The sequence below is a fragment of the Shewanella fidelis ATCC BAA-318 genome (assembly GCF_000518605.1).
Taxonomy (GTDB): Bacteria; Pseudomonadota; Gammaproteobacteria; order Enterobacterales; family Shewanellaceae; genus Shewanella; species Shewanella fidelis.
The window spans coordinates 221511-234635 of the sequence record NZ_KI912459.1 but is presented as its reverse complement, the minus strand read 5'-3'; the positions used below and the strand labels follow the sequence as shown (position 1 = coordinate 234635).

General features: G+C 41.6%; 11 protein-coding genes. 4 read left to right on the top strand and 7 right to left on the bottom strand.

What is annotated here, in order from left to right; all coding sequences use genetic code 11:
• Nucleotides 1-5: 5 nt before the first annotated feature.
• Nucleotides 6-1442 (top strand): B12-binding domain-containing radical SAM protein, encoded by a 1437-nt coding sequence (locus L884_RS0117165; RefSeq protein WP_028768648.1) that lies wholly within the window; start codon nucleotides 6-8, stop codon nucleotides 1440-1442.
• Entirely contained in the window at nucleotides 1442-2389 is a 948-nt protein-coding gene (locus L884_RS22665; protein WP_028768647.1) for a glycosyltransferase family 2 protein, read from the top strand. Before L884_RS0117165 ends, L884_RS22665 begins: the two co-directional genes overlap by 1 nt.
• On the opposite strand, the gene L884_RS0117155 is transcribed toward L884_RS22665, so the two are convergent.
• The 7 genes from L884_RS0117155 to L884_RS0117125 all read right to left on the bottom strand — a co-directional run bounded on the left by L884_RS0117155 (nucleotide 2350) and on the right by L884_RS0117125 (nucleotide 9782).
• Nucleotides 2350-3201, bottom strand: a complete 852-nt coding sequence (locus tag L884_RS0117155; protein WP_028768646.1) for an NAD-dependent epimerase/dehydratase family protein — start codon at nucleotides 3199-3201, stop codon at nucleotides 2350-2352. The two genes, L884_RS22665 and L884_RS0117155, sit on opposite strands and share 40 nt — an antisense overlap.
• Nucleotides 3194-4510, bottom strand: coding sequence for a lipopolysaccharide biosynthesis protein RfbH (gene rfbH / locus L884_RS0117150; protein ID WP_028768645.1), 1317 nt, complete (start codon nucleotides 4508-4510; stop codon nucleotides 3194-3196). Before rfbH ends, L884_RS0117155 begins: the two co-directional genes overlap by 8 nt.
• Nucleotides 4503-5570, bottom strand: a complete 1068-nt coding sequence (gene rfbG, locus L884_RS0117145; RefSeq protein WP_028768644.1) for a CDP-glucose 4,6-dehydratase — start codon at nucleotides 5568-5570, stop codon at nucleotides 4503-4505. Before rfbG ends, rfbH begins: the two co-directional genes overlap by 8 nt.
• Complete coding sequence (gene rfbF, locus L884_RS0117140) at nucleotides 5571-6341, bottom strand: glucose-1-phosphate cytidylyltransferase (protein WP_028768643.1); 771 nt, start codon at nucleotides 6339-6341, stop codon at nucleotides 5571-5573.
• An 8-nt stretch (nucleotides 6342-6349) separates the two neighbouring features.
• Complete coding sequence (pseC, locus tag L884_RS0117135) at nucleotides 6350-7498, bottom strand: UDP-4-amino-4,6-dideoxy-N-acetyl-beta-L-altrosamine transaminase (protein WP_028768642.1); 1149 nt, start codon at nucleotides 7496-7498, stop codon at nucleotides 6350-6352.
• Complete coding sequence (gene pseB, locus L884_RS0117130) at nucleotides 7495-8496, bottom strand: UDP-N-acetylglucosamine 4,6-dehydratase (inverting) (RefSeq protein WP_028768641.1); 1002 nt, start codon at nucleotides 8494-8496, stop codon at nucleotides 7495-7497. The genes pseC and pseB overlap by 4 nt, the downstream gene beginning before the upstream one ends.
• 221 nt (nucleotides 8497-8717) lie before the next feature.
• Entirely contained in the window at nucleotides 8718-9782 is a 1065-nt protein-coding gene (locus tag L884_RS0117125) for a putative sugar O-methyltransferase (protein WP_037411125.1), read from the bottom strand.
• A 240-nt stretch (nucleotides 9783-10022) separates the two neighbouring features.
• On the opposite strand from L884_RS0117125, the gene L884_RS0117120 reads away from it, so the two are divergent.
• Both L884_RS0117120 and L884_RS0117115 read left to right on the top strand, forming a co-directional pair.
• Nucleotides 10023-12494 (top strand): motility associated factor glycosyltransferase family protein, encoded by a 2472-nt coding sequence (locus tag L884_RS0117120; RefSeq protein ID WP_028768639.1) that lies wholly within the window; start codon nucleotides 10023-10025, stop codon nucleotides 12492-12494.
• Nucleotides 12495-12618: 124 nt separating this feature from the next.
• Nucleotides 12619-13098 carry a DUF2947 domain-containing protein gene (locus tag L884_RS0117115; protein ID WP_028768638.1) on the top strand — a complete coding sequence of 160 codons (480 nt, stop codon included), beginning with the start codon at nucleotides 12619-12621 and terminating at the stop codon, nucleotides 13096-13098.
• The last annotated feature ends 27 nt before the right edge of the window (nucleotides 13099-13125 follow it).

Below are 13125 nucleotides of genomic sequence, written 5' to 3'. Positions count from 1 at the left end.
GCACTATGTTTATTCTTGTCACAACCCCGGTTGGCAGAACCGAACTTGGTGAACAGATAGATTACTACCCTAGTCGATGGAGCGGGAGCTCTGGACAGTACAAAGTCACGTCATTTTACCCATTTAATTTAGCCTACCTCACTGCGATGTTGAAACAATCAACAACGCACCAAGTGAAAATGGTTGATATGAATTACTATGGTGTTGATTCAGAAGAATATATCGATATTGTGCGCAAACTGAATCCTGATGTATTAATCGTTGAAATCGACTCGATTATCTACAGTAAGCAGAAGGCTATCTTCACTACACTTAAGCGTGAATTACCGAACTTAAAAATTATTGCTTGCGGCCCACAGCCTACAGCAACAGCTGAGGACACGCTCAGCCAAGGTGCGGATTACGTTGCAATAGGTGAATTTGAAGCCTCAATTGTAGAACTGATTGAAAGTGGATTTGCCAGCGATATAGCCGGGATCTATCCAAATAGTCGCCGTCAACTTCTGGATGTAGATACACTTCCCTTTCCCGAAGATAACGATATCAAAAGAAGAGATTATTGCCGCTTATATGGCTCAGAATATAACGAAGTTGAAATGTGGGTCACTCGTGGCTGCCCAGTGATGTGCAACTTTTGTGTAGTAGCCAACGTTTATTACGGTCGCCCAAACCACAGAGTACGTGAAATTGATGATGTGATTGCAGAAATAAAATACCTACAATCAACGATTCCGGATTTAGAGGGCATTTTCTTTAATGAAGAAGCGCATACGATTAATCGTCAATATTTGCGAGCCTTGTGCCAACGACTTATCGATGAAGGACTCAACCAGCAATTAAAATTTAATTGTATGGGTAATTACGACACCCTTGATACTGAAACCCTCAAGCTGATGAAGCAAGCCGGTTATTACAAGATCAGGATTGGTTTAGAAAGCTTAGATGAATCAGTCATGCAACACATTTCTAAATTTAGATCTAAAAGTAATGTCAGCCGCCTATTAGACGTGCTTCATGACTGCAAAGAGTTAGGCATCAAAATATACGGTACCATGTCTGTTGGCACTGTTGGGGCCAATTTCGACTCAGATATCGAGTCGCTAGATACCGTAGAAAAGCTCCATAGCCAAGGTTATATACAGGAGTTCTCGCTCTCTATTAATACCCCGTTACAAGGCACGCCATTTTTTACTAAAGCCAAAGAAGCTGACTGGTTAATTATGACCGACTCTGATTATGACGGCAGTTATGGCTCAATGGTGGATCTTCCGGATTATCCGGCAGAAAAAATCAATAAAGCCTTCGACTATGGCACCCAAGTTCGGACTCGGATCAACCAAAAAAATCAACAAAGTGGCGTTCACTACTCTTCATATGACAAGCAGTGGTGTGCACCAGTATATGCAACATCAGCTCGAAAAGTTGGTGAGGGAATTATTTAGTGAAGCCATTAATCAGCATTTGTATTCCAAACTACAACCACGGCTCATTGCTTAAACAAACGCTTGATGCTGTTTTCAATCAAGATCTTACTGATGTTGAAGTCATTATTTCAGATAATGCTTCAACTGACGCCAGTTTAGATGTGATTAACCAATTTAAACATAAAACTCAGCTAACCCTATTACAGCAACCGCAAACGGTATCGATGTCAGCCCATTGGAATAAAGTTGTCCAAGCTGCTAAAGGGCAATGGGTAATCATGCTATGTGCTGATGATTTACTGCTTGCTGATAGTATCTGTCGTTTAAAAAACATCGCAAGATCAAACCAAGTACAAGCTATCTTCTTTGAGTATGATTTTCTTATTAATGATATTCGCACGCCTAAAACGGCCTTTTATCAAGATAATGTCATTATTCCTGGCTCAGCCCAAAGTGAAATCTTTCTAAAAAGTAACAACTTCCCTTTGACAGCTTGTATGTTCCAAAAGCAGTTATTGCAAGACATTGGCTGGTTTGATCAAACTAAGAACTTCTGCACAGACTGGCATGCTTGGCTCAATATGAGTGCTATAGCAAAGCAAGTTGCCTACGTAAAGGCACCACTTTTCCTTTATCGCAAACATGAAGAAAACGAAACCAATAGATGTGTTCAGCAACTCATCGCCTTAGATGAAGTTATCGCGATGAAAGATGAGTTTGTTGAGAAATACCAGCTATCAAACGTTAATTTAATCCGTGGTGTGATACTCAATAGCTTAAAACTGGCAAACCGTTATCGAGACGAAATGCACAATAACGGCTTATTAAAAGAGGCAGCCTTCTACCAAGAAAAGATCTCTGAATTGGAAAATAAACTCAGCCAAGTCACTATCGATAAGCCAGAACTGCCATCAGGTTCTGCACCTTATGCGCCACCAGCAGGCTCAATATTGCTTAACGCATAACCTAAATAGTCTGCAAGACAAAACCTAGGCTGCCAACTTGGCAGCTGCGGGACATCACTGTCTAATGGGGTCAGGATCTCAAAAGGAAAACCAGCATTATCAAACTTGAGGTGTAGAGGCACACCTAATTCAGCAAATAGCTCAGATAACTGCTCAAAGGTATATAGCTCATCGGCTCTTACTCTATAACTCAGCTGTGAAAGCTGGCTTGAGTCATCTACCACCCCTAATATTGCTGCAACAACATCCCTAACATCCGTTAGGGAGAACTGCTTAGCTTTATTCCCCAGCTCGACTGATTGATTAGTGATAGCGCACTTTACTAAGTAATCAACCAATTTGCCGCGGTGATCATCGGGGCCGTAGGTCGATGAAAGCACAAGTTGATATGCTTCGACCTTCTCTCGTTGTCGGTAATACTCTAAGTAAGCCATTAGCGCATTTTTACTGGCGCTATAAAAGTCCACCGCACCGGGAGACTGCAGATCGCCATATTGCCAAAAACTGCCGGCAGATATGAACTTTACCCCGCCATTTGATGCCGCCCACTCAAGCAAACGCAAAGGTAATAATAAGTTAGCTTGTAGTCCGTCCCCTTTTGCAGAATCAGCATAAGTGGCCGCTAGATGCACTACTGCATCAGGAGCAAATTGGCTCAATTTAGCTTCAAGCTGTTCATCATTACACCCAATCGCCAACTCATCACTAGCGCGATGAATTAACAACACTTCATCGCCGCGTTCTTTCGCAGCATTGACAAGGTGTTTACCTAAAAACCCCCTCGCCCCAGTTACAACGATTCGCTTATTCAACTAAGCCTCGACATAAGTCAATTAATGTCTGGGCAATGTAATCCAGCATTACTGGCGTTAAGCCGGGATACACACCCAGCCAGAAAGTGCAGTTCATCACCTCATCAGTATTGGCAAGCTCACCAACCACTCGGTAGTTACGTCCTTTAAAATATGGCTGTTTAGTCAAGTTGCCTGCAAACAACAGTCGGGTACCAATTTTAGCTTGCTCTAATGCTTTTACTAATTCATTACGATGCGCCGCCAATTCACCTCGTAAGGTGATCGGAAAGCCAAACCAACTCGGCTCACTTCCCTGAGTGGCACGGCAAATATCTAAGCCTGGTATACCTTTTAACTTCTCAGCTAAATACTGATAGTTCTGCTTGCGGATTTGGCAAAAACCATCGAGTTTTTTCAATTGCCCAAGTCCACATGCAGCTTGCATGTCGGTTATTTTAAGGTTGTAGCCCATGTGGCTATAAATATACTTATGATCATAGCCTTGAGGTAAGTCCCCCATTTTTTGCTCATATCGACGTCTACAGGTGTTATCTTGTCCGGGGTTACAATAACAGTCTCGCCCCCAGTCCCTAAACGACTCAACAATTTTTGCCAACTTTTTAGAACGGCTAAACACCGCGCCCCCCTCGCCCATAGTAATATGGTGCGCTGGGTAAAAACTCAGGGTTGCCAGATCACCAAGCAAACCTACATGCTGCCCTTCATAGCGGCTTCCTAGGGCATCACAACAGTCTTCAACAAGCCATAAGTTATGACGGTCACAAAATGCTCTTACCGCCTTCAGATCAAAAGGGTTACCCAGTGTATGCGCAATCATCACCGCGCGTGTTTTTGGACTTAACGCCTGCTCTAACATGCTTACATCTATGTTGAGTGTGCGCGGATCGATATCAACAAACACAGGAACGGCATTGTTTTGCACAATTGGATTTACCGTAGTCGGAAATCCGGCGGCAACGGTAATAACTTCATCGCCGGGTTGAATGGCTCTATCACCAAGTTTAGGCGACGTTAGGGCAGTAAAAGCTAATAGATTTGCGGCAGAACCCGATGATGTCGTCAATAAGTGCTCTACACCTATCCATTCTGCGGCCTGTTTCTCGAACGCATCATTAAATCGGCCTGTGGTCAACCAGCCATCTAGACAAGCCTCCACCATTAAACTCATTTCATCACCATCGAGCTTTTTACCCGATACCGGTACGTAAGTTTCTCCGGCAATGAATAATTGTTCTTGGTATTTAACCTGAGAATAGTCTTGGATTAAGGTTAAAATGTCTTGCTTTAACTGCTCTTGCTTATTCAACTAAGCCATCCTTTATTTCAAAATAGCTATCTATTTGACTACGAGTCACTTTGAGTGGCTCATGTGCATTTGCAACATCTCGGTACCACTTCAGCACATTGCTTAATGTTTCATCTAGTGTCCATCTAGGATGCCAACCTAGTTGGTTGACTGCTTTATCACTATTCAGTCTAAGAATGTCCGTCTCTTTAAAGTCGGCCTGCGTAATATTCGGCTGATAGGTTTGACCCAACTTCTGATAACACATTTTGACCAGTTCACCGACGGCACACATATCTTGTTCACGTGGGCCAAAATTCCAGGCTCCAGAGTAGTGCTTAGGCTCTGCATACAGTTTCTCGGCTAACAACAAATAACCGCTTAAGGCTTCCATCACATGTTGCCATGGTCGAACCGCATTCGGCGCTCTAAGTGTGACATGCTCATTCGCAAAAGCCGCTGTTATAATATCGGGAATAATCCGATTTTCAGCATAGTCACCACCGCCTACAACATTGCCCGCTCTCGCTGAAGCTAAACCTATATGTGATGTTGCGGCAAAAAACGACGCATTGTAAGTTTCAACAACTAGCTCACAACCTGCTTTAGAGCTTGAATATGGGTCATAGCCGCCTAAAGGGTCTGTTTCAACGAAAGGTTGTGCGCCCGGGCGCGGTAGATAGCATTTGTCAGAGCTTATGATCACCAACGCAATATGCCTTGGCCAGTTTTTAAAGTTATCTAATAACTTTGCCGTTCCTAAGATATTGGTTTCCAATGTTTGTAGCGGAAATTTATAACCTTCTGAAACTAATGGCTGTGCAGCTAAATGAAACACCACATCGGGATTAACTTCAGCAATACGAGCTGCAAACTGTTCAGTATCGTTTATGTCACCAATCATGTGATCACAAATAGTCTGTAACTTGGCAATATCAAATAGCCAACCATCTTTGACTTGATCTGAGAAACCAAACACCTGCGCACCAAACGCATGCAAAATCATGGTTAACCAGCTGCCTTTAAAGCCAGTATGTCCAGTAACTAAAACCCGCTTACCCTTCCAAAACTGTGCGCTCATTTACCAAACCTTCCAAGGCGGATTTTTACTATTCCAAAGAGATTCCAAATGCATTTTATCTCTTAAGGTATCCATAGGCTGCCAAAAACCATTATGCACATAGGCCATTAGCTCGCCTGCTTGTGCTAATTGACTCAGCGGTTCTTGTTCCCAAGAGGTTTGATCGTTTTCGATATATGACAGCACTTGAGGAGACAGCACGAAAAAGCCACCATTTATACGGCCACCTTCGTTAAGCGGCTTCTCATCAAAACGGGTCACTAAGTTACCATCAAGTGACAAGCCGCCAAATCTTGGCGGAGGAATAACCGCAGTTAATGTCGCTAATTTATCATGTGACTTATGAAAAGCGATCGAGGCACTGATATCGATGTCAGCAAGACCGTCGCCGTAGGTCATACAAAACATCTCTTCATCTTTGAGCAATTCAGCGACTTTCTTTAAACGCCCGCCGGTCATAGTATCATTACCAGTATCAACCATAGTGACACGCCAAGGCACTGACGGCGCATTGTGAATGACTCTTTCTCCGGTGGCGAAATCTAATGTAATGTCACAATCAAGTAGATGAAAATCATTAAAATACTGCTTAATCACTTCTGCTTTGTAGCCGCAAAGCACAATAAACTCATTAAGGCCATGAGCTGAATACATTTGCATGATATGCCACAACAATGGTTTGCCACCAATTTCCACCATTGGCTTGGGCTTAACTGCCGTTTCTTCACTTAATCGCGTGCCTAAACCACCAGCTAAAATAACTACTTTCAAAAGAACTCCTAAACAATATGCTCAGCTAACGCCAAACTTACCAACTCAACTTGTTGCTCTGTCAACTGTGTATGCAAAGGCAGTGTCAAAATCTGCTCATAGAAGCGTTCAGCTTGCGGGTAATCGCCTACTGCAAAACCCAAATTTAAGTAATAAGGTTGCAGATGTACCGGGAAGTAATGCACGTGAACCTGTATTCCTGCATTGCGTAAAGCAGCAAATATCGCTTTTCTTTTATTTGGCGTTTGTAGCCTTATCATCTGTAGATGGCGGGCGCTAACACTGTTAGACAAAGGCTCAACAATGTTAACTGCCAGTCCTGATAACTGCGTGGCATAGTGCTGAGCCAGCTGATTTCTGCGGCTAATAAACTCATCTAAGCGCGCCATCTGACTCAGGCCCAATGCCGCCTGTAACTCGGTCATTCGATAATTAAAGCCCAGCTGATGCTGCTCATAATACCAATCACCTTCATTAGGACGTAACATTTTCTGCGGCGTTTTGGTTATGCCGTGACTGCGCAACATCGCCATAGATTGGGCTAATTGAGAGTCATTGGTGGTCGCAACGCCCCCTTCTGCCGAAGTGATGATTTTTACAGGATGAAAACTAAACACTGTGATGTCTGAATACTGGCAACATCCCAACTTATTCCCGTCAAAGGAACCACCGATACCATGGGATGCATCTTCAATGACTTTCACATCATACTGTTTAGCTAAGGCTGAAATGGCTTTCATGTCGCAGCTATGGCCACATAAGTGCACAGGAATAATCACTTTTGGCAAGCATGCATTTTCTGCCGCCCACGCAAGTTTGGCTGCTAAGGCTTTAGGGCACATATTGCCACTGGTGGGCTCTACATCCACAAAGTCTATGTTTGCACCACAATACAAAGCACAATTGGCTGATGCTACAAATGTTATTGGTGAAGTCCACACCCAATCATTTTCACCCACATTTAATGCCAAGCAGGCAATATGTAAAGCAGATGTCGCGCTATTGACTGCAACGGCAAAGCTTGCGCCGCAGTAATCGGATATTGCTTTCTCAAAAGCTGGAACTTTAGGACCTTGAGTTAAAAAATCTGATTGTAGAACATCAACAACTGCATCAATATCTGCATTAGAAATATCTTGCTTACCATAAAGGATCATTGCTTTGCTTGCTCTTCCATCGATAGGATTTCTTGTTTCGTAAGAAAATGCGAGTTATTACCTGAGTGATATTCAAAGCCTAGCGGGACGAGTGTGCCCTTTTCACCGAGGAGGTTCGTTGAATATTCGTTGCTTCTGCCAAAAAATGTAATGCTAGGAGTGATAACGAAATGGTCTTCAAATTCTACCGTATGGTGAGAGTCATCTGCAGGACACATAATTTCATGCATCTTTTCACCAGGTCTTATCCCAATAATATCCAACTTAAGATCCGGTCCATAAGCGCCGGCAAGATCAGTGATCCTTACTGAAGGAATTTTGGGTACAAAAATTTCGCCGCCTTGCATTCGGGCAAAGTTTTTCAACACGAAATCGACACCATCTTGCAACGTAATCCAAAAACGCGTCATATCTGGATGGGTAATAGGCAGTGACTCTGTGCCTTGGGCTATTAGCTTTCTAAAAAACGGCACCACTGAACCACGAGAACCAACTACATTGCCATACCTAACAGCAGAAAAACGGGTTTCTCCCTCGCCAACAATGTTATTTGCTGCCACAAATAACTTATCCGATGCCAGTTTTGTCGCCCCGTAAAGGTTAATTGGATTAGCCGCTTTATCGGTAGAGAGTGCTATCACCTTCTTAACGCCATTTGCAATTGCCGCTTTAATGACATTTTCAGCACCATGAATATTGGTTTTAATACACTCCATTGGGTTGTATTCTGCAGCCGGAACTTGCTTTAATGCTGCGGCATGAATAACGTAATCAACCCCTCTCATCGCCTGCATCATACGATCTGCGTCGCGCACATCACCAATAAAGTATCGCATGCAAGAGTCATTAAACTTCTGTTGCATTTCATACTGTTTGAGCTCATCTCTAGAAAGGATGATCAATCTTTTAGGCTTATAACGGCTTAAAATAGTTTCGGTATACTTTTGCCCAAATGAGCCGGTTCCGCCCGTAATCAAAATCGTTGAATTATTAAACATGATTTTAAACCCTACCTTTGAGATCTGTGCTCTTAGTGACCATTAACAGCGACTGAGCATCTCGTTATACGTACGAAACGTTAATAATAAATACAGTGTAAAGTTATCATTTAGCTAGGTACATAATAACTTTATATTTGATCGCAAAACTTATAACGTAAACAGTTAAATCGGTGAACAATTAACCGATAGTTTCTTCTAAAACAGTTTTAAAACTCGTGCTAAATTGACTTTCTTCTATACAACCTTAATTCAGAATGAAACCCATCAATGGTTTTATAGCCAAAGGGAAAAACATTGCAGGCGACTAAATCGTAATTTGGTAAAAAACCATCATAGTCATCGCCTAATATTGGTGTTTTAACACCAACGTCACCCGCTGACTTGGCAATCTGCTTACCTTCTTTAAGGTTTCGCAACAACACATACTTTGCTTGTAAACGTTCAACTTCATTGAGATAGTTTTGAACAATATCAGGTTCCATCTCTTGGAATGAGATAAAATTAACGAATAAGTCTATTGTTCCTGATACTTCAGATAACTGCCACGGACAAAGTACAGCCGCTTTATGGGTTACTCGCATGCCCTCAATAGACAAATTTGTAAAGCGCTTGCTATCCAAATAGTCTGCCACTAACTGCTCACCGAACACTTGCTGCAAATAGTAACTGGAGAATAAACATGTCGGTGGAATATCAACATTTAAATAAAAACAATCATTAGCCGCATCACTTAATAATATTTCGCCTAATGAGCCAAATCCCCCGCCAATTTCTAATACGTTTTTGATCTGTTCATCTGCAAGTAAATGCTGCTTTAAAAAGTTTATTCCCATGAGATAGTTCAAGCTTGAACGACTAAAAACACGCTGCTCAAATTCAAACTGCTCAACTGGCGCCCCTACTGCACTCTCTGAGAAAGCAGCAGTATTTGGCAGTAAAGCGCTTTCGCTGGCTTTGTAAACACGGTAGTCACTTTCAGCCTGCATTTTTCCTGACAAAAAAGCTTGCATGTTTAACCAAGCCTTGTTGTCATCAACTAAGGTCGCTTGGTTTTCGCTGAGTAAATGCTGATACTTGTCAGGCTGATTTATCCAGCCTGAAAATTGATAAGTTGGTACGAAGTAACCAAGAGCGCTAGGAAAGCGGCGAAAGTTCTCCATCCCTTTCGATTGCAGATCTTGCTGTAATTTCTCAGCGCCCATTTGCCAAAAGTGGCTAGGTTTAAAGCATGCTGCTACATCATGCATATCTATCATGATCTGCTCAATATTATTTTTATACATAACGCTCTGACTTATTTTCGTGACCAATAATGGCAAAAGCCTAAAATTGTAATTAAAACATCTAGCTTATATTATTTAAATAATATAAATACTTTCCAAGTAAAATATTCTACGCAAATCTCAAAAAGCCTTCTGGCGCAAATATTGCTTAGCAAACTTCGACACTACTTTTATTGGTAAAACGACGAATTATTGACGTCATGACACCATAAACTCATGATTAAAAGGCTCTCATAGGCAATGAACGTATCTGACTCTATCATTACTAACCAATTTTCAGTGAGTAACTTTGGTGAGTATTACTTACCCAGCGTAAACAGAGATACATTCGAGAAAATTGACTCTAAAACAGCATTTAAACAAAGATTTAAACAGCACCTCTTTAAAGAGGATACGTTACATATCATCATAGGTTTAGATTCCGGTTTACTCGCAAACTACATACTTAGCCAGCCTATACCCAATGGAAGTAAGTACATTTTTGTTGAATTAGATGAAGTTCTTAATTTATTAAATATTGATATTGAACCTGAGTTTCAACCGTATGTTCAAGTACTTAGCATGGAGCAATTTGCCGCACATCTAGAGTCTGGAGATGATGACTTATACTTAATAAAAGATCAGTGTCTTACCCATAACTCCATCGCTTCAACTATGGGCATTATTGAGCAATACAGTCATTGCATTAAGTTTGTACACAAACAAATAATGCTGCGAACGGTCGAAAAAAAGTCGTACTTTGAGCAAAAAGCATTTTTAGTTCAACAGCTCAAGAACCTAGCAGACAACCAATATCCAGCTTCACTTCTAGATGGTAAATTTCAGGGCAAAACCTGTATTGTCATAGGTGGCGGCCCCTCACTGGATGACCATATAGATTGGATCAAGCAGCATTATGACGATCTTTTCATACTTACAGTATCTCGAATGGCTGCAAGGCTATCGAGCGAGAATATTCCAGCTCATATTATTGTTTCTGTGGATCCTCAAGATGTCAGCTTTGAAGTGAATCGCGACATGATGTCACTCTCCAAAGAGAGTCTTTTTATTAACTCACATCATGTTAATCACCGTCTATTATCCCAATGGCAAGGTAAATCTTTATTCCTAGGCCCTAAACTACCTTGGCTAAAGGAAGATTATGCCAATATTCCAACCGTTGGCCCCACCGTAACCAATAGCGCGGTGCGCATCGCGATACGGTTAGGCTTTAACACAATTCTATTAACAGGTGCCGATTTTTGCTTTTCAAGCAAAGGGGTATCACATGCTAAAGGGGCGTTAGAAGCCAGCGCCGGTGCCAATAACAGTAAAATAGGCGAATGGGTTCAAACTTATGCAGGCCACATGGCAGAAACGCCAGTTCAACTTATCTATGCAGCACAAGCACTAAATGAAGAAGCATTAAAACATCCGCAGGTTAATATTATTAACTTGTCAGAGAATGCTGTAAAACTTGATGGAGTTAGCTACCAGTCAGTCGCGGAGGTAAAGCTCGAGCCTGCAAAAGTCAGCCCGAAAGACTTATTAAATATGCTACCAAGTGTTGCAGAATCAACAGCTAAACATCTTGATGAGATGTTAAGTGGAACTGAAAATGCAGTAAAAGCATTTGAAACTATCACGGCACTTTCTACGCAAGCGATAAGCTTGAACGCACAAGCTAGAAAGCATCAATTTCAATCTAAACAACACCAAAAAATCATCGATAAAATCAACGCTATTGAAGAGCAACTCAATAAACAGTTTGATGATTTTTGCCAAGTCATTAAGTTCTATGGCTACTTTGAATTCTCTAAATTTCTCACCACAAAAGACAGCAAAAACTGGTCTGTGGAACAAATGCAAGAGATGACTCGCCTTTACTATAAAGCGTTTAAGTCTATTTCAATCGAGCTGGTGCAATATTTAACTGAGACAATTAGTTTACTTAAAGTCAGATTAGCTGAGTTGCAGCCATCTGCCGACTTTGACTGGTTGATAGACCAATGGCGTATCCATAATCAACCTGGTCGCATACATGTGGTTTTACAATTAAGAGAGCAGCTAAATCTCGACGTTACTATGCATCAATCCCAGTTTGACGCGATAGCAAACGACTACCAGCACCAATTAGCATCAATGGAGCACGCATACTTCTCGATAGGTAGTGCCAACAAATCGCTACACAATACGTTAGCTAAAGTGGTAGACCTATATAAAAGTCAAAACATGACAGGGTTATCACAACTCATAGAGAATATAAAACCTATGACCTCTAGCGATGCACTGGCACAACGGCTGCATTACCTTGCTCTATGCTATTGGCATATTTTGGATAAAAACGATGTAGCGGCGCTCGATGCACTTCAACAAATAGACAAACAAAATCGTACTGAAGTTGAGTTAAAGCAACTGCTATTGTTAGCGTTAAAACTGCATAATATCGACTTAGCCGAAAACACGCTCGAAAAGATAATTGCTTATAGTGATGAGTACCTTAGCCAATATGCTCATGTATTGAGCCTACAAGGAAAAAATCAACAAGCACTCAATGCCTATTTAGATTATCTGGATAAATACCCTACAGACATTAGTGTCCTGTTAAAATTAGGTGTTTTTCTGGCTGAGATGGGGCAAATTGACGGTGCACGTTCAAGCTTTGAGCAAGTGCTTATCATTGATCCTGATAACCTTACAGCGCCAAACTATTTGCAGCAGTTGCAAGCATAACCAGCCAAAACACAAGTCAGCTGCGGCGTGAAGTAAAAAAACTCATTGCGCCGCTGCTATTCCCCCGCCTTGCAAGGTATAATGCCAGCGTTTTTAATATTACTATCCTTGCAAGTGAGGCGCTGTGGCACATACCTATATTCCATTTGAACAATACAAACGTAAGTGGATCTTTAACCATAAAGATCTGCCAGTCACTGATGCAGATAAAGCGCAAATTTTACCGCTTGATCAAAAATCATCGATGGAAGTTTGGAATAAATGGATAAGTAATAAAAGTAGCCGTACCGAACAATTCACCAAAGGTGACTGGGCAGCGAAGAGCAATGCTTGGAGTCTTACAGAGCATTGGCAAAGTGCTTGGGATAGCGAAGATCCAGCTCTACCAGAAGGTTTTAGTGAACACTTTAACTGGGCTGATGATACTCCAGTTTATTTTTGCTACGAAAAATACCAAGTGATAGAAACACGCTGGGATGTATTTGTCCGTAACTGGAAGTGTTTCTTATTCTTTGACGATGGTCCTCTGCTTATTTCAGCTAAACAAAAGCAAGCCGCTATTTTCCATCAAAGCGGCCAGTTTCAATTAGGTACTCGCGGCTAAAACTAGCCGCTTTTTTAAGATGAGATA